The organism is Dyadobacter beijingensis DSM 21582 (genome assembly GCF_000382205.1).
GTDB classification, from domain to species: domain Bacteria; phylum Bacteroidota; class Bacteroidia; order Cytophagales; family Spirosomataceae; genus Dyadobacter; species Dyadobacter beijingensis.
The window spans coordinates 319,308-335,883 of record NZ_KB907786.1 but is presented as its reverse complement, the minus strand read 5'-3'; the positions used below and the strand labels follow the sequence as shown (position 1 = coordinate 335,883).

Annotated in this window: 17 protein-coding genes; 7 read left to right on the top strand and 10 right to left on the bottom strand. The window is 52.9% G+C overall.

What is annotated here, in order from left to right:
• Positions 1-209: 209 nt before the first annotated feature.
• Positions 210-605: a hypothetical protein gene (locus H144_RS0101390; protein ID WP_157504393.1), complete on the bottom strand. Its 396-nt coding sequence runs from the start codon at positions 603-605 to the stop codon at positions 210-212.
• A gap of 278 nt (positions 606-883) precedes the next feature.
• On the opposite strand from H144_RS0101390, the gene H144_RS0101385 reads away from it, so the two are divergent.
• Positions 884-1,282, top strand: coding sequence for a hypothetical protein (locus tag H144_RS0101385; RefSeq protein WP_019940232.1), 399 nt, complete (start codon positions 884-886; stop codon positions 1,280-1,282).
• On the opposite strand, the gene H144_RS0101380 is transcribed toward H144_RS0101385, so the two are convergent.
• The gene (locus H144_RS0101380) at positions 1,279-1,506 is read right to left on the bottom strand and encodes a hypothetical protein (RefSeq protein WP_157504391.1); all 228 of its coding nucleotides are present in this window, start codon (positions 1,504-1,506) and stop codon (positions 1,279-1,281) included. The genes H144_RS0101385 and H144_RS0101380 overlap by 4 nt on opposite strands.
• 71 nt (positions 1,507-1,577) lie before the next feature.
• Positions 1,578-2,765, bottom strand: a complete 1,188-nt coding sequence (locus H144_RS0101375) for an alpha/beta fold hydrolase (protein ID WP_229207822.1) — start codon at positions 2,763-2,765, stop codon at positions 1,578-1,580.
• A gap of 145 nt (positions 2,766-2,910) precedes the next feature.
• On the opposite strand from H144_RS0101375, the gene H144_RS0101370 reads away from it, so the two are divergent.
• Genes H144_RS0101370 through H144_RS0101360 form a run of 3 tightly spaced genes read left to right on the top strand, consistent with a single transcriptional unit; the run spans position 2,911 to position 6,044 of the window.
• A complete protein-coding gene (locus tag H144_RS0101370; protein ID WP_026350310.1) occupies positions 2,911-3,750 on the top strand; it encodes a hypothetical protein in 840 nt (279 codons plus the stop codon).
• 60 nt (positions 3,751-3,810) lie between these two features.
• A complete protein-coding gene (locus H144_RS0101365; RefSeq protein ID WP_026350309.1) occupies positions 3,811-4,344 on the top strand; it encodes an RNA polymerase sigma factor in 534 nt (177 codons plus the stop codon).
• Positions 4,344-6,044 carry a hypothetical protein gene (locus H144_RS0101360; RefSeq protein WP_019940227.1) on the top strand — a complete coding sequence of 567 codons (1,701 nt, stop codon included), beginning with the start codon at positions 4,344-4,346 and terminating at the stop codon, positions 6,042-6,044. Before H144_RS0101365 ends, H144_RS0101360 begins: the two co-directional genes overlap by 1 nt.
• A 26-nt stretch (positions 6,045-6,070) precedes the next feature.
• Here the strand turns inward: H144_RS0101360 and H144_RS0101355 are convergent, their stop codons facing one another.
• From H144_RS0101355 to H144_RS0101330, 6 genes are all read right to left on the bottom strand, one after another.
• Positions 6,071-7,213 carry a DUF3179 domain-containing (seleno)protein gene (locus H144_RS0101355; protein ID WP_026350308.1) on the bottom strand — a complete coding sequence of 381 codons (1,143 nt, stop codon included), beginning with the start codon at positions 7,211-7,213 and terminating at the stop codon, positions 6,071-6,073.
• Between the two features lie 126 nt (positions 7,214-7,339).
• Positions 7,340-8,557, bottom strand: a complete 1,218-nt coding sequence (locus H144_RS0101350) for an MFS transporter (protein WP_019940226.1) — start codon at positions 8,555-8,557, stop codon at positions 7,340-7,342.
• A gap of 6 nt (positions 8,558-8,563) precedes the next feature.
• Positions 8,564-11,335 carry a TonB-dependent receptor gene (locus H144_RS0101345; protein ID WP_019940225.1) on the bottom strand — a complete coding sequence of 924 codons (2,772 nt, stop codon included), beginning with the start codon at positions 11,333-11,335 and terminating at the stop codon, positions 8,564-8,566.
• A 20-nt stretch (positions 11,336-11,355) separates the two neighbouring features.
• Positions 11,356-11,931, bottom strand: coding sequence for a carboxymuconolactone decarboxylase family protein (locus H144_RS0101340; RefSeq protein ID WP_019940224.1), 576 nt, complete (start codon positions 11,929-11,931; stop codon positions 11,356-11,358).
• Between the two features lie 20 nt (positions 11,932-11,951).
• Positions 11,952-12,518, bottom strand: a complete 567-nt coding sequence (locus tag H144_RS0101335; protein ID WP_019940223.1) for a carboxymuconolactone decarboxylase family protein — start codon at positions 12,516-12,518, stop codon at positions 11,952-11,954.
• Positions 12,519-12,667: 149 nt separating this feature from the next.
• On the bottom strand, positions 12,668-13,222 hold the full coding sequence (locus H144_RS0101330) for a hypothetical protein (protein ID WP_019940222.1): 555 nt from the start codon (positions 13,220-13,222) through the stop codon (positions 12,668-12,670).
• Between the two features lie 304 nt (positions 13,223-13,526).
• Here H144_RS0101330 and H144_RS34530 point away from each other — a divergent pair, with 304 nt between their 5' ends.
• From H144_RS34530 to H144_RS0101305, 3 genes are all read left to right on the top strand, one after another.
• The gene (locus H144_RS34530) at positions 13,527-13,724 is read left to right on the top strand and encodes a hypothetical protein (protein WP_019940221.1); all 198 of its coding nucleotides are present in this window, start codon (positions 13,527-13,529) and stop codon (positions 13,722-13,724) included.
• A gap of 490 nt (positions 13,725-14,214) precedes the next feature.
• Positions 14,215-14,658, top strand: a complete 444-nt coding sequence (locus H144_RS0101310; RefSeq protein WP_157504389.1) for a hypothetical protein — start codon at positions 14,215-14,217, stop codon at positions 14,656-14,658.
• Between the two features lie 95 nt (positions 14,659-14,753).
• Positions 14,754-15,092 (top strand): cupin domain-containing protein, encoded by a 339-nt coding sequence (locus tag H144_RS0101305; protein ID WP_019940217.1) that lies wholly within the window; start codon positions 14,754-14,756, stop codon positions 15,090-15,092.
• Between the two features lie 33 nt (positions 15,093-15,125).
• Here the strand turns inward: H144_RS0101305 and H144_RS0101300 are convergent, their stop codons facing one another.
• Entirely contained in the window at positions 15,126-16,565 is a 1,440-nt protein-coding gene (locus tag H144_RS0101300) for a Gfo/Idh/MocA family protein (protein ID WP_019940216.1), read from the bottom strand.
• Positions 16,566-16,576: the final 11 nt, after the last annotated feature.

Below are 16,576 nucleotides of genomic sequence, written 5' to 3'. Positions count from 1 at the left end.
GATGAGGGCAATTCCGCTCGATGAAAGCGCACCTTCCAATTGTTTCCAATTCACTGCCGATTTGCCGGCCATTCTAATCTGATCTGCCAGCTCGTAACGAATTTTTATCCTTTCCTCTAAGCTGGCCTCGGTTAACCAGCAGGCCCACAAAAAAGCACCGTCACCGGTGCTTTTTTCGTTTGCGGGAGATGCATTGGATGAAATCTCTGTCATTTTGTGACTTCGAAACGCACTGTTTCGCAGGCTTCGGTGCCGTTCGTAAAATTGGCACAGATGGTCATTACCATGTCCGTTGTTTTATTCACCGGATACGCAAATGCCCTCTCGATGTCCAGCGGCTGCTTGCCCTTGCATTCACAATAACCGGTGGCAGCGTAAATATCGCTTCCCTTCTTATCCTGAACCATAATGCGCCAATTCGCCACACTTGAATCCGACGGCGTAATGGTGGCCCTGATCCGCACGCTGTCACTCCCTGCAACCGACTGCTTTTTCATCGGTGATTCGATCGAAATGTATGGCGAATCAAATTCCTTCTCCTTGCATGAAAATACCAGCATGAAGCACAATGCTGCGAAAGCGGCTAATTTTTGAGCAGTATTCATAGGACTATTGGTTTGGTTGGTACTACCTTCCAACCCAATAAAAACGTGCGCTGCCATGCCGTATCGGTCACGTAATGTGTAACCGGCAGGACTCAGCTATTCACCGATGGAAATAGGGAGTTATTTGAAATACCGGTTTAAAAAAGTGGGGAGTAAAAGGACAAAGGTAAATCCCTGCCGATTGATAAGCCTATTTGATCCGTTCGCTAACTGTTTCTTGGCATTACACCTGCAAGCCTGCATTTTCGTATCTCCTTTACACTATTTGCAAGATACTTATGCTCACACTTTACATCATCGCCTTGCCTGTACTGGCTGCCGTTATGCTGGTTGGCGGAGGGAACTGGTTTCAAATGCGCGAAAGCCGCAAATTGAAAAGGGTACTGAAAAACGGCCGGGAGTACGAGGCCATTATCCTCGAAGCCTGGCCCATTAACCCTTCCGTTTTTTATACCGAAAACATCCGTCTCAAGGTACAGATCCTGTCCGAAACGCCCGTCGTAGTCGAATTCGATTTCGATGCCTCCTTTCCCGAATCCCAAAGAGAGCTCGTCGTCGGCAAGGTCATCACCGTCGATATCGACCCGGCCGATCCGCGGAATGTGCTGATCGTCCGCAAGTCTTCACGTCCATCGGCACTATCGCCTTCGAAAGGAAACTCGCTGCTCGCTATTTAAAGGATGACCATAATGTCCGGGTTCGGACGGTCCTTCTTTTCGAGGTATTCCCAGGATACAATGTCCTCTTCCGGGTAAATATTGCCCGTATCTTCCGGCCCCTCGTCGCCGATGGCTTCGATAAATGCTTTTGAAGCCTTTTTGTAAGTCCCCTCCCGGGGCACACCGTTCATATCCGTAAACAAAACCAGCGACTGGTCTTCGGGGAGTTTTCTATCTTTCATTGCTGTACCGGTTAAAGTCTTGCGCCCCGCGTCGGGCCCCATTCATTCTAAATGTCAAAATTTCGTACCTGCTACTTGTCCGAAGTGAATTTCTTCGCGAACCGGACGAAATTGCCCCAATCGTAAACCGTCATATTATGCTCGCCCTCGCGGTTATGATAGCCGAAATGCGCGCCTATGCTCGGCATATTAATACCCGGCTGCGCCGAAGGCAATTCGGGCCTGACACCATATAATGCATACACGGGTTCGGCCGCCTTCATCGCCAGGAATGTTCCCTTGGGATCAGCCCAGAGGTCTTTCGAGGCATTGGTTGCGTATACGGGCCGGGGTGCGATGAGCGCGATGAGCATGTGCTGATCCACCGGCAGCGCATTTTCCTTGTCGTTGTATTTTTTATAAGTATTGTTAAACCAATGCGGAAACGTGGCGTTAATGCGGCTGATCCGCTCGCCAAACTGCCTGCGGGACAATGCTGCCCCCGTGTTGCCCGAGCAATTGGTAATGCATGCCGCGAAACGCTGGTCCTCGGCCGCCGCCCACAGCGATGTTTTACCTCCTCTCGAATGCCCCACCACGATCACCTTTTTCGAGTCGATATCCCTGTCCGTTTCAAAATAATCCATCACCCGGCTCGCGCCCCACGCCCAGGCGCCGATCGCTTTCATGCCGTTGTCCATTTTCAATTGTTCGGGATAAAGTTTTTGCAAAACGCCGCTCGCATAAGTGTCCTTGTTGTCCGGCGCTAGGTCGCTCACCTGGAATGCGGCAATGGCGAAACCGCTGTCGATCACCATTTCGGCGGGCCAGAATTCGCTCTTTTTCACGCGCGTCGGATCGGTATTTTCCTTTCCGCGGTTGTTGATCAGCAAAAACACCGGCACCGGCTTGCGTGCCTGGGTAGGAACAAAAAGTACCACATTGATCTGCACCGATTGCCTGTTACGGAAAACCGTCACCGCCACCTGCTTCAACGTCGCCTTACCATTCATTTCAGGCACGTCGTCCTGCGTGAGCGAGTAGCGGATGCTATCGTAATCCGTCGGCATGCGGCCATAGATATTATTTTCAAAAAGTTTTAAAACTTCCGGCCGGCGCAGTTTCTCCCATTTATCTTCATTGCGGATCACTTTTCCTCCGGCGGTTTTCAGCACGTCGGGCAGCACGTAACGCGGCACTTTGGATTCATCGTAATTCTGCGCAAAAGCCACGGACTGCGACAGCAGCAACATCAGGGAATAGACAAGTATTTTTTTCATGAGGCGGTTAGTCAGGTCACTCATTGTAAATGTAAAACGATTTTTTTTCCCCTATACCCAACCTTCCGGCCATTCCTTGCAGTTTATTTTATTGACAGGGAGGCCTCCTGATTACATCTTTCAAAATCTTAAACAAATGATGGTCATGAGAAAAGAAAAATGGCTGGTATGGGGCATTGTGCTGATACTGATCCAAATGGTTGCCTGCGAGCGGAGTAAAATGGAAGAAAATGCGCCAGCACCGGTTTCGGCGCGGACGGGGGTGGACTCGCTGGGGGCGGACAGCACGCATACCGACAGCACCGGTACTGACAGCACCGCCGTGCCCGATTCCCTGACAAGACGTATTTACACGGAAAAAACGACCGGTATCGAGCAAAAATTCCCCGCAGTTTTTACATTGATCAACGGCAAAAGCCCATTCGTAAAATGGCGGGTATTACCGCAGGAAGTAACTCACAACAAGGGCATCAAAACCACTATCTATTTCCAAAAAGCCGGCAAATACCGCGTTTTGGCGATCGACAGCCTGAGTAATGACACGACATTCATCGACGTACAGGTGAGCGACCAGGTGTATCAGCTGCCCGCATCCGAGAAACCGCTCGCGGCCAACGACGTTTTGAATGTGGCGCCCGTAGCATTCGGGGATACGGTCGAAAACATGATCGGCCTCAAATTTGCCACCGTCCAAAGCTATCCGTGTTCGCAAAACTATCTTTCGGCCGTGTGGAGCAAAATCGGGAATTCGTATCAGATCAAAATCGGCAAAACGCTGACGGGGGCTCGATGTTACTCGCCTGAAAAATCGCCTGGTACCGGCTTTCAGTCGATTTACAACATTCCGGCTGATTTCAGCGGCACGGTGGAAATCCATTTCAACGACCAGGTCTATACAGGCACGATGACACGAAAAGGAAAATCCGGCTACACATTCGAATGGCCTTATCAAACCGGCGTGGTGTTTACCAAAAAAGAGTTGTAAGCGTTTAGTGTAAAATCCGTGTGGCCGGGGCTGGCCGGCCACACTTCTTATGCGTACTATTTGAATCCATTAACGGATATATTGGCGGGTTGCAGGCGTCAGGAACGCCAGAGTCAGGAAAAATTGTACCGGCAATTTTACCCTGTCCTGTTCGCGCTTTGCAAAAATTTCTTCGACGACAAGCACGATATCGTCACGGCGGTCAACAACGGGATGCTCAAAGTGTTCGCCAACATCGGGCAGTACGACGCGTCCAAGGGCGAGTTCTTCAACTGGATGTACACCACCGTCCGCAACGCGGCGCTCACCATGCTCCGCGACCGCAAGACGCAGGCATTCGATTACGTGGGAATCGAGGACAAAATGGGCTTCGTTTCACAGGAAAACCCCTTCGAACAGCTTTCAGGGACCGACATTCACGTGTACCTCATGCAGCTGCCCATTGCCACACGCCGCATTTGCAGCTTGTATTATATGGACGGGTTCTCGGTAAAGGAAATCGCGGACGCGCTGACGATCAGCGAAGGCACCGTGAAATGGCATTTGAGTGAAAGCCGCAACCGGCTGAGAATCATTTTTGAAAAATCCCTCTGATGAACAGGAAAGGCAAACATATCAACAAATATCTCCAAGCCCCGCTGCCCGACCCGGAAGTGCCGGCGGACGACGCCTGGGCGGAGATGAACGATATGCTGGGCGCGGCAGCAGGCCAGGCGGTACCTGATCCGGGCCAACCAGCACCCAATCCCGGCCAATTGACACAGGCGCTGAAAATAATTGCCCAATTCAAAGGTTTCCTGATCGCCGCTTCCGCTGTTGTTACGTCGGTGATGATTGCATTGATCCTCGTCCGGCAGGAAGCGCCGGTTGGGAAGGCTGTCCAAAAGCAATCGGCTCTGGCGACTGCGAAAGATTCTGTCGGGGAAAGTTTTGTGGAGGAAAATTTGATGAATGGGGATTCAGCCAATGCGCATTCGCTTGCGGGGGATTCCAAGGTACAGGATATTTCTGATGCAGGTAATTCCTCAAATGAAAACACAAACCCACATACCCCTGACCATCAATCAGCTAAAAACAATGCTAACCATCAACAGGCAGCCGACAGCCGCTTGACTAATACCGGCCGGGCTGAAAATCATCGCACGAACCCGCGTAGCGCCAGTGCGCTCGCCCGCGCTACGCCTGCACGAGACACCTATGTACCTGCACGCAGGCGCGCAACGAATGTCCAGCCGACGCCGGCAAATTCCGGCAGCATTGAAAACTCGCGCAGTACCGTCAACGAGCGCATTACCGACCATGATAACAGTCAAAACCCTCCGGTAGTCCCTCGTAACCCGGGCAGCGAAAACACGCCCGGCAGCCGAAACAACCTTGGTAACGGGCGTAATGCGGAGGGCAAGATCAATCCGGGCGGCCGAGCCAATTCACCCGATCAAAACCCCGTCGATCCCAGCACGCTGCCAGCGGCACGAAATGCATCATTTAGCCAGGAAAACACGCCGGCAACGGCAGCAAAATCCATATCCCTCAGCAGCCTGAGCCCGCTTCCGGGACATTTCAGCAGTGCGGTCAAAGATTTTGGTCCATACATTCAGAAACCTGCCATACCCGTGGCGAAGCCGCTGCCGAAAGCGCGCCGGCCCGTATTGAGCAGCCTGCATTTCGGGCCGGAATGGAACCTCACGCGGGGATTTGCCTCTACGGACTACCTCTTTGCCGGCGCCGACAGCGTGAAGCATCCGTGGCGGATAGCGATACCCGGCCTGTTTGTGTCCCAAAGCTGGAACCGGCATTCGGTAACATTGATTCTCAATCCGCTGCATTCGTATTTCGGCAAAAAAGAGCAGGTCGCGCAGCGCGTGGATACGGTACGTGTTACGGATTCGCTTTTTCACACGATTACCCACAATACCAATTTTATCAAATCATTCGGATTGAATTTCTCTCTGCAATACCAGTACCAGGCCCTGCGCTGGGTGTCGCTCGTCGGCGGCGTTTCCTACGCCCGGTACTCGTCCGCATTGCTTCGCCGAGAGACCTCCTATTCCACCGGGACCGTCGTCGACGAGTCGCATCTGGAGGTGAAAGGGCAGGAGTCGCTGAAAACTTACATTCGTCCTCAGCAATGGAACCTCCGTGCGGGTGTGCTGTTACATTTGCCGCAGCTGCTGGATAACCGGGTTCAGGTGGGGTGGACGGTGATTGTTCCCGTATCGAGCCTGTCGAATAGCGGGTTCAGGAGTGTCAGGTCGCCTAATATGCAGCTTTCGTTAAGGTTTTTAGTAAAATAATTGCGCGAACGTCTGCGTTCACGCCGTCAGTACTGCCCGGTACCCGGGTGGAATGTGCGCCAGCTATGCCAGAATTCCTGGTAGGCATTGATGCGTTTCAGGTCACTGCCCGCGCCGGTAAGGCGTTTGCCGAGCAGGTCATAGGCACCGTTGGGTGTGAAAATGGTGTCGTTTTTAATGGTAAACGGCTGGTCGGCACCTTTGTCGAATGCGAAGAAGCTGTTGTTGTCGGCGCTGATGGCCAATGCAACGGGTGTAGCACCGACCTGCGCGTTGATGATGCGCTCTTTTTTGAGCCGGTTCCAGTCGAATGCCTTCGCGGCGCTGCCGGACTGAATACCCACTACCCACGATTTATCCTTCCACGACAAGGTATCCGTGCGGGTAAGCGCCGACTTGCCCCTGCCCGATTCGTAACGGCTCATGGAATCGTATTTGGCCTGGTATACCGGGTCGGGCTGCATGATTTTGCTGTTAGGGTGCAATTTCAGCCATTGGCTCAATGACGTTTGCGTACTGGCGAGCTCGGGGAGCATTTTGCCTTTCAACGGACCGGCAATCGCCTCGCCATTGGCCTGCCGCCACCAGCTTCCCGTTTCGCCGTCTTCGAACATTGCATTGAAATGGTCCATTCCCACAAGCCTGAACACCTCCGGCTTGCCATCCACCACCGGCTCAAAAACCCGGCCGGTGCGGCAAACGGTGCAGTAGGTAACCATAATGGGTTTGCCGCCGAGTACATCGCGGACCTGGTGATGGTAACCAATGTACTGAATCGGGTACGCTTTGGCCTCGCCGTTCGCCTCCACGCCGATCACAAGGCGGTCCATATCCACCTTATTGGCAGCCGCATTATGATGGACCACCTGAGAGGGCTGGTAAAACATCGTATCTGCCGCCATTTCGTAGTTGGTAGCATAGGTAATCCCGGCGGCCAAAAGCAGAAAAATAGCCGGCAGCCATTTCATTTTACCCGAAAACACGGAAAATGCCCCGCCGACGACCATTACCCAGAACAACATCCGCAGCGGCCAGCGCCAGGTATGCAGGAAATAGGCGGCATCGATGCTGTTCATCCGCTGGCTGCCGGGCATAGGCATAATAAAGTATACTTTCGCGATTTCGTAAAGGATAATGCCGATGATTCCGAGATAGAAGAGCTTCTTCATAAGTAGGTTTGAAAGAAATCAGGAGAGGGAGGCGAAGCGTATTTCAAGTTAAAAAAAGAAATGGGTTCACCAAGCGGCGAACCCGTTTGCCTAATATATTAACCTATGATAATACGCAAAACCAATTCATTTGCTTCTGAACGTGACGATCAATGCAATTGCGAACGGCAGTGAGAATACCAGCAAGGCATTCCCGAACCCGCCCAGCACCGTCACCAGGGAGCCAATGAAAAACACCGCCGTGGCCGTAAAGAACCGCCCGACGTTGAAACAAAAACCGGTAGCCGTGCCGCGCACCGCCACCGGGAACAGCTCGGGAATGTAGCTGGACAATGCGCCCTGGCTGATCCCGAAACAAAATGCCAGCACCGCCGTCTCGAAATAAATGATGTTCGAAAAGGTACGGTTGGTGACGAACAGGATACCGCACATCACGACGCAGGTCGCGAAGGTGCCCATTAATGTGCTGCGTTTCCCGAAACGGTTCATGAGAATACCCGAGAAAACGCCGCCCGTAATGCCGCCCATACCCAGCAGGATCATGAGCAGGCCGCGCTCTTTCTGGCCGTCCTGCCCGCTCGCGAGCAACGTCTGTGCCCACGTAGGCAGCCACGAGAATATTCCCCAAAGGCCGATCAGCACAGCGCCGAAAATCAGCGAGCCTTTGAGCACATTAGGTCGGTTATGGGCGTCAAAAATGCTTTCCTGGCTTCCGCGAGCTTGTTTTACACCCTTCCATCGATCCGATTCCGGCAACAGCAGGAAAATCAGCAGCGCCGCCACGACCGGGATAAGCCCGATACCGAATGCGGTACGCCAGTTGGAAAACAGCAGGTTGAGGCTGCCGGTGGTCACAATCCCGATCGGGAAGCAGACGGCCAGCACGCCCAGGATTACCGCCCGGCCGCGGTCGTGCCAGATTTCGGAAATGTACACCGTCGTGATCAGCAGCACGCCGCCTACGCCCATACCGGCCGTGAAGCGGATGGCGAGCAAAGAGTACCAGTCGGGCACGATGGTGACGAGGCAGGTAGAAAGACCGTACAATGCCGTCACGAGCGTGAGCGATATTTTGCGGCCGATACGGTCGCTGATCACGCCGAACAGCAGGCCGCCGCACATCCAGCCGTAGAGGTAGATCGCATTCACATAAGCCCCTATTTCACCCAGTTCCGCCTCGCTTACCGCCGCGCCTTTCAGCTCCGGAATGGCCACGGGCAGGTACACCGACATCAATGTCGATACCGTGCCGCTCAGCGTGTACGCCACGACGCACAGCGCGAACGCCAGCCATTTCCGGCTTACGCTAATACTTTCCACGCGATGTATTTCCAATGTCTCCATAGCGGTCTAGCGGAAAATTTCGTCAAAATTCAGACTCACATAATACAGTCCCCCAACAGCGGGCGAGCCGTAGGCCTGCACGATATACTTGTTGGTGATGTTGGAACCTCCCAGTTTCACCACCGTTTTCAGGCTCGGGATGCGGTAGCTCACCTGTGCGTCGAGCAGATTGTAGGCATTCACACGGCCGGGGCGCATTTCGGTGAATGTGCCGTACCAGTCGAATGCTTCCTGCCAATGCCACGCCACGTTGAAACCGAGGCGGTCGGTCAGTTTTCCATTACCGAACATCACATTCGTTTTCCATTTCGGGGTGTTAAATGCGGGGATGTTGTTCGGATCGGCTTCGCCCATGTTGAAATCGATCCAGGTCGCATTGGCAGACAGTTTATAGCTTTTAGGCAAAGCGTAAGTCAAACCGGCGCTTACACCCTGGATCGACACTTTGTCTTTGGCATTGGTATACAACTGATACAACTGACGGCCGGAGCCGAGCAATTCCATTGCCGCCGCCTGGTTCACCGAGCCATCGGCGGCCAGGATGCCGGACGGTGCCGCAGCTACCACGGTGTTGATGATAAAATCGGTGTATTGGCTGTAATAGTAATTGACATCCAGCAATAATTTCTTGGCGATCAATCCCTTATAACCCACTTCGTAGCTTTTTACCTTTTCCGATTTGATATAAGGCACATTCGATTTCACGAGTTTATCCTTGTTGTTCGCCACCGCCTGCGGAAAAGGAATTCCTTTGGCCATATCCGCACCAAATGCCGAGGCAAATGCCGAAAACGAAGCGATCGTCACCGAATTGGAATAGGCATTCAGCTCCGTGGAATTCACCGGCGCACCACCGAGAATGATGATCGGCCCTACATTCAGCTTGATATACTGGTCGCCGATCGTCGGGTTACGGAAGCCCGTTTGGTAAGAAGCGCGGAAATGGTGATTTTCATTGGGTGAGAAAACGGCCGACGCACGGGGCGTAAAGCGGCCGTCGAAGTTCTCGTTTTTGTCGTAACGACCCGATACCGTCAGTTTCAAATGATCTTTGAATACCGATTTCGAAGCTTGCGCGAACACGCCGTATTCTTCGTTGGCGAGGTTCTTGTCCTTATCGTCAAATAGCGTACCGCCAGTATTCAGGAAGTATTTGCGGTAATTGCCGCCCACCTGGAAATTGACCACTTTCAATGCGGAGCTGAAATCGTACATGCCTTCGATGTGGTTCAGGCTGCATTGGCTCAGAATACCCGCACCCGCCAGTCCCCGCGTTTTGATCAGCTGGTCGCGGGCGGAGTCAAACGCCTGCGAGCCGGGAAGAATGCGCCCCTGGTCGGCGAATGAGCGCGCCGCCGTGTGGCTCTGCTGCGTCACGCCTGAGATCGCGCCGGTGTAGGCGGCTGTATAGCGCGCAAACCAAACCGAATCGGCCTTGTTCGGCGCTACCGTGTTGCCTGCCAGGTCTTTCACCCAGGTCCGGTTGATCTGCTGGCCCAATGCACGGGTATTATAGGAATTGGTCGAATACTCGTGATTGGTATAAGCGCGCACGTAAAAATTGCTGCCGCGCAATTCGAGCCGGTGCTGTACGAATTTGAAATCGTTGATCACAAACCTGTTGGAGCCGGTGTATTGCGCCGTACCCTGATTGTAATTACCCTGATAAATGGCTTCCAGCTTGTCGGTAATGCGATAATGCAGGGCTGCATTGAGTTTCAGGCTGTACACGCCGTACGTCGCCAGGTCTTTTTCCTCATAGCCCGTGCGCGACACGCGGCCGATGTTCGGCAATGTCTGCGCCACCTCGTCGCCATAGATATTCAAGGCATTGCGGCCGGGATTGTTGGGGCCGCGGTTTTCGGGGTTCGTATTAGGGTCAATGTCCGTGTAGTCGTTGGCATACCAGTCGGTGCCTTTCAGGTAGGAAGCATTGACCTTGAATGCAAACTTGTTATTGAATGCCTTCGCATAACGAACGGCGAGGTCGTACATCGGCTTGGCTCCCAGGCCGGTGCCGTCGCCGATGTGGTTCACGCCAAACTTCGTCTGTGCGCTAAGTCCCTGGTATTCAAATGGATTTTTGGTGCGTGTATTGAGCATTCCGTTGAATGCGATCGGCCCGTACAGGGCAGAAGCAGCGCCGGGGATCAATTCCGCGCTTTCCACGTCGATATCGTGCGGCCCGAAGAGGTTACCCATCGCGAAGCCAAGCCCCGAAGGCTGATTATCCACGCCGTCGACCAGTTGCAGAAAGCGGCTGTTGCCCGTCGTGTTGAACCCGCGGGTATTGATCTGCTTGTAAGTGAGGCTGCTCGTCACCATATCGAGCGATTTCAGATTGACCAAACCATCATAAAAATTCGCCGAAGGTGTCTGCTGGATCGCGCGCGAATCCATTTTTTCGATGCTCACCGGCGAGCGTAAAATGTTCTCTTCCACGCGGGAAGCCGTTACCACCACCTGGTTCAGTTCCTCGATGGCCGGTGCCAGGTTAATGCGCAGCGCTTCCGCCGACGCCACTTCTTTTTCCTGCCGCGCATAGCCTACAAAAGAGATGACCAGCGTCGCAGGGGTATTGGTTTTTAATTCAAAAAAACCTTCCGTATTCGTGATCGTGCCGGTGTTCTTGCCCTTTACAGAAACCGAGACGCCCGGAACGGGTTTTTGGGAGTCGTTGTCAAAAATGTGGCCGGAAATTATCGTACTCTGCGCGACTGCTGCCAGCGAGAAGCACAGGTTGATCATCAGGAGGAGGATGGGTATAAGTTTCTTCATAGGTTCGATTTAATGAGCGGTCAGGCTGGCTGGTTTTGTTTTTTCAAATGGTCGTAACCATTCGGAAGGCGGTTATAACCGTTGTCCACTAAACGTTGGCCAAGGCCTCTGTAAAATTGCGAATCGGCCGGTGCGACGGTCGCCATCCCGTCGACATAGCGGTTATAGAGGCAGAAAAGTCCGGCGATGAGCACGGTATCGTGGATTTCCACATCCGTAGCACCCTGCTGCTTCGCGAATGCAACGGCTTCGGGCGTCACGGCTTTACCGCTCACCTGCACCAGTTTCGCGATTTTGAGCAATGCTTTCATCTTGTCGCTCACCGGTGTGGCGTCGATATCCTGTTTCATGATCCGGCAGGTTTCGGTATCGCCCAGCAGCAAATCGGCGGCGGCGGTATGCGCGGCCGTACAAAAGCGGCATTCGTTGTGATGCGACACGACGGTCGCGATCAGCTCGCGCTCACCCGGCGACAGCGAGTTTTCGCCCCGCAGAATGAACTGGGTAAGCTGACGTATAGGCTCGGCAGTTACGCGGCTGTATTCCAGTAAGCCGGTAATGCCGGGCAAATGCTCCGGTAGTGGGATATGTGGCATGGTGCTTGGTAGTGATTTTGCTAAACTTCCGCGGTATCGGCCTTCACCGGAAACCGTACATAACCTGTAAATGCCATGCGCTGGCCCATTTCGCGGTATGCTTCGTTTTCCTGCGGCGCCCAGGTACCCAGCCCGTCTACATAGCGGTTGAACATGCTGAAGGCCGCGGCGATCAGTACCGTGTCGTGGATATCGCGGTCGCCGGCGCCTTCGGCCCGTGCGGCGGCAACGTCCTCATCGGTCACCGCTTTGCCGCTTTTCTGCACTTTGCCGGCAATATGCAGCAATGCGCGCAACTTCGGCGACACTTCGATTTGCTGAAAGCCATTCTTAATGTCGTCGATCAGGCTCAGGTCATAGCCCAGGTGTGCCATCGCGGCCGAACCGTGGGAGGTGTGGCAGAAATGCGTGTCGTTGAGCAGCGACACATAGGAAGCGATCAGCTCGCGCTCGCCGCTGGTAAGGGGCGATTCGCCACGAAGCAGGGTTTCCGCCAGCAATTGCAGCGGTGCGGCCGTTTCCGGCCGGAAGTTGAAGAGGCCGACAATGCCGGGAAGCGATTCGTCAGGCAGGGCAATATGCGCCATCTAAGGGAAGATTTCTGGTTAGTAAATCGGTCTTTCCTCCTGCATACGGGCATTCGCAGTCGTCATTGCATGCCTATTCGCATAACGCGGATACGCAAGGCGCATACGTAGGAACGTCCGGAAAAATCAGGAAGAATGGAAAGGATTAACTAGGCCAGGTCTGGCGGCGGGGATGGTATCGAAGAATATCTTTCTGGCAGGATAGATCTGACGGGAAACGGCACGGTCGCGAGGGAAGGCTCCCATTCCAGCACATAAAAGACATGCTGGCGCCCGGCGGTCATGTATTCTTTGAGAAAATGTTTTAAAATACTTGAATGCGTATCATTTTGCGGGTTGGTCGATTGCCCCGTCACCTGGTCGTTGATCTTCGATACCAGGTCTGAAAAGCGGTCACGGGCATTCTGATCGAATTCGCAATGCACGTACAGGGTGTCATTGATGAGCTGCTGGCTTTTCATTTGGTAAAACTGCCCTTCATGCTCAATCTGCCCCTGCACCGGCTCCGGCGCATCCCAGTTGTTCTGATAAGGGACCGCCACAGGCACTTTGATCACGATATCGGCAGAGCCGGCAGACTGCTCCACAAGGTCCTTCCCGGCAGCACTGATGCTACGACGCTCCTCCGACAAGTAGACTATCGAATAGCCTACCATATTGTAAAGCAGCAGCCCCAGCAGCAATATGGAAATGATCCTGCGCAATGTTGAAATATTGAAATTTTAAGCAGTTTACACAAATGTATGGAAATGAAGCTGAAATGCGAGAAATGGTCGGACAAATTTTTTGCTCCCGACTCCGATAGATCAACAACCTGATCCACTTGCTCATTAACATCTAACGTATACTAATTATGGTTACCCACCCAACCGCTCGTCCCGGGTTTCCCGCCGCAGAATAATTCCGCTCCAACCACTTGGACATTGAGGGGTTTTTGTATGGAAATACATTGAAAACGGGATTGTAAATAGCAGATGCTTTTGTGCCACACTATTTTACAACGATGCAATGAAAAACAGCTATCCGCGCCTGTTAATCCGTTTTCTGGCCATCATTTTCGCGCTGACAATCAGCCATACAACCGATGCACAGGTTAAAAGCGCGGCCAAACCCAAATCGCGAGCGGATAGCACCGCCCAAGTCCGTCCGTGGGATGTGAGTATGGATTTGTATGGTCTGTCAACAATCAACCTGGGATCATGTTGAAAATCGGAGTGAAGGCTACTCCCGCAAAGTTGGCGCGGGATTCAATCCATTCAAATCACTTCGCGTAGTGTATCACTTTTAACATTTTAACTTATGAAAAAAATTGTATGTACATCGCTCGTCATTTTATTGCTGGCATTTCAATTTGCCAAAGCCCAGGTAACCATTGGCTGCACATCTGGCTGCAACGCAGCGTTACCTAATGGCACGGAGCACGAATACGTCGCAACCGATGCGAGCTTTTCGGGTTGCAGCCCCAGTAAAGTAGGAGCATGTCGATTCAAATGGGTATAAATGCAGATAAAATTGCCCAGAGGCATCTATTTCCTGCACATCGTTCACGGAAGGATCGTCAACAAAAGCCAAGAGAAAATCCGGGTGCTTCTGGAATGACATTGCAAAGCAAAAAAGTTAGTCACCGCATGATCACTATTGGGCACCAAATTGTATTTTTAACAAATTGATAAACTTAAAACCAGACGCTAATATTTTGAAAAAGAACCTCTTTGTCCGTTTGCCGCTCTTTGGAATGACGCTGCTGCTATCTTGTTCGGGTGATGTAGAACCGACTGTTGCTTCTCAGTATTTACGTCCCGATGGTACCCGCGAAGAACAACGACGCCAGGCATTGCGTGAGCTATACCAGTTTTATTCCACTTCCGACAAGTCCAAAGTGTATTATGAAGTACTGGCGAAGAGAAATGGCAGGTTTATTCTCAATTATTACCCCACCGGCGAGTTGCTAACCTACTGCACAGATCCCGGCAGCGGATGGTCGGGACAGGTTACGAATGTGAGTACAGCACAACTTCAGCGACTCGCCAGCTTGAAGCTCTTATTGGACAGCCTGAAAGGTTTCGTCCAAAAAGACAGTGTGTTAAAACATTCCCAGCCATTTATACAGGTGAGGACAAACGGAAGTCCAAGCCTGTAAAGTGTTAATGACATCCGTTCACCAGAAAATATCAGGACGGCGCTCGTTGATTGGCTACCTTTGCCCATCAAACATCCAAACACCCAACCAACACCATGCCTTTCGTCAATTTCAAGACCAATAAAGTAGTCAAAATCTGGGATGGTATTTATGGGACGCTGGGGCATTCGGAACAGCAGACTTTCGGGCATTTTACTATCGATGCCGGAACGGTGCTGCCGGAACACAGCCATTTCCATGAACAATGGTGCCATATACTCGAAGGCGAGCTAGAATTTACCGTCGATGGCGAGACTATGCTGCTTACGCCCGGGATGACCGCTCATATTCCCCCGCACGTACCGCACTCGGCCGTTGCGCATACGCAATGCAAGGTGATCGATTGCTTTACGCCTGCCCGCCAGGATTTTATCGAGCTCGAAAAGCAGTCTTAGGTCTGCATTCTACTACCCGGGGGCGCCCTGTTATTAGAGCCGCACGCCGGTAGTACCGCCTTTTTCCATGGAAATATCGATCGGCATGTTGGTTTTCCAGGCGCCGCGGGTGAAGTCGGGAACGTCGATCGAATTGGAACGGTGCGATACCGACCATTCGCTGAGCGGGCCGACGGAACTCCATAAAGCGGCATCATACACATCCTGATCCAGCGGGAGGCCGTTGCGCAGGCAGTCGATCGTGCGCCAGTCCATGAGGAAATCCATGCCGCCGTGGCCACCGACCTGCTTGGCCGCCTCCCCTATTTTCTTCACAATGGGCGGTGTGTGCTGCCTTTCAAGTGTTTGATATTCCTCCGGCGATAGCCATTCATGCCCTTTGGCAATGCGGGCCGGCTCCGGGTATTTCAATGCGGCGCCTTTCGTGCCGCTTACCAGCTGAATGCGTGAGTAAGGCCGCGGCGACGCCACGTCGAACTGCACCATAATAGTCTTGCCCTTTTTGGTGCGGATCGTCGAGGTGTTCATCATGCCATTGAACGGCTTACCGACGAACGGTTTGAAATCCGCGTCGCTGGACGCCAGGCGCCGGGCGGTGCCGGCCATCACAAAATCGTTGTTAGACATCGATACGAGGTAATCCATCGCGTCGCCGCGGTTGATGTTCATCACCTGGCATATCGGGCCCAGGCCGTGTGTGGGGTAAAGGTTACCGGTCCGCTGCGAGAGCTCTTTCAGCTCCCAGAATTGATAAAAACGCTCTTTATCAAACACATATTCCTGCAAATTGTGGATGTAAGCGCCTTCCGCGTGGGTAATCTCGCCGAAAAAACCCTGCCGGGCCAGGTTCAGGGTAAGCAGCTCAGCGAAATCATAGCAGCAGTTTTCGGTCATCATACAATGCCTGCGCGTTTTTTCCGACGTTTCCACGAGCTCCCAGCATTCGTCGATCGTCTTCGCGGCGGGTACTTCCACGCAAACGTGCTTGCCGTGGTTCATCGCAAAAACCGCCATCGGCGTATGCAATGCCCAGGGCGTCACGATGTAAATCAGGTCGAGGTCTGTCCTTTCGCACAGCTTTTTCCAGGCATTCGGGTCGGTGTGGTAACCTTGCGGTTTATGCCCGTTGCGGGCCGTCAATTGAATCGCCTCGTTGACTTTGCTTTCCCGCAAATCGCAAACGGCCTTGATTTCCACGCCGGCGATCTTGTTCATCCGCTCCACCGCCGCCATTCCCCTGTTACCCACGCCGATAAAGCCAATGCGAACCGTTTCCAGCTTCGGCGCCGCATAATTGCACATATTGAACTGCTGCGCTCCGGCGCGGTGCCCGGCATGTTGTCCCACCCGGTCCGACAATACTTCAGACGAAAAATCAGCTGTACCAGAGCCATTTATGCCCATACCGGCCATCCCGAGGCTTGTCACCCCAAACCCTGCTTTTTTGATAAAATCTCTGCGGTCGTGATGCATTGAAAGCGTGG

Excerpts from the sequence above, each read along its gene's own strand:
- H144_RS0101390 (WP_157504393.1), bottom strand. The coding sequence starts at position 605 with ATGAATACTGCTCAAAAATTAGCCGCTTTCGCAGCATTGTGCTTCATG.
- H144_RS0101385 (WP_019940232.1), top strand. The coding sequence starts at position 884 with ATGCTCACACTTTACATCATCGCCTTGCCTGTACTGGCTGCCGTTATG.
- H144_RS0101380 (WP_157504391.1), bottom strand. The coding sequence starts at position 1,506 with ATGAAAGATAGAAAACTCCCCGAAGACCAGTCGCTGGTTTTGTTTACG.
- H144_RS0101375 (WP_229207822.1), bottom strand. The coding sequence starts at position 2,765 with ATGAAAAAAATACTTGTCTATTCCCTGATGTTGCTGCTGTCGCAGTCC.
- H144_RS0101370 (WP_026350310.1), top strand. The coding sequence starts at position 2,911 with ATGAGAAAAGAAAAATGGCTGGTATGGGGCATTGTGCTGATACTGATC.
- H144_RS0101360 (WP_019940227.1), top strand. The coding sequence starts at position 4,344 with ATGAACAGGAAAGGCAAACATATCAACAAATATCTCCAAGCCCCGCTG.
- H144_RS0101355 (WP_026350308.1), bottom strand. The coding sequence starts at position 7,213 with ATGAAGAAGCTCTTCTATCTCGGAATCATCGGCATTATCCTTTACGAA.
- H144_RS0101350 (WP_019940226.1), bottom strand. The coding sequence starts at position 8,557 with ATGGAGACATTGGAAATACATCGCGTGGAAAGTATTAGCGTAAGCCGG.
- H144_RS0101345 (WP_019940225.1), bottom strand. The coding sequence starts at position 11,335 with ATGAAGAAACTTATACCCATCCTCCTCCTGATGATCAACCTGTGCTTC.
- H144_RS0101340 (WP_019940224.1), bottom strand. The coding sequence starts at position 11,931 with ATGCCACATATCCCACTACCGGAGCATTTGCCCGGCATTACCGGCTTA.
- H144_RS0101335 (WP_019940223.1), bottom strand. The coding sequence starts at position 12,518 with ATGGCGCATATTGCCCTGCCTGACGAATCGCTTCCCGGCATTGTCGGC.
- H144_RS34530 (WP_019940221.1), top strand. The coding sequence starts at position 13,527 with ATGAAAAACAGCTATCCGCGCCTGTTAATCCGTTTTCTGGCCATCATT.
- H144_RS0101305 (WP_019940217.1), top strand. The coding sequence starts at position 14,754 with ATGCCTTTCGTCAATTTCAAGACCAATAAAGTAGTCAAAATCTGGGAT.
- H144_RS0101300 (WP_019940216.1), bottom strand. The coding sequence starts at position 16,565 with ATGCATCACGACCGCAGAGATTTTATCAAAAAAGCAGGGTTTGGGGTG.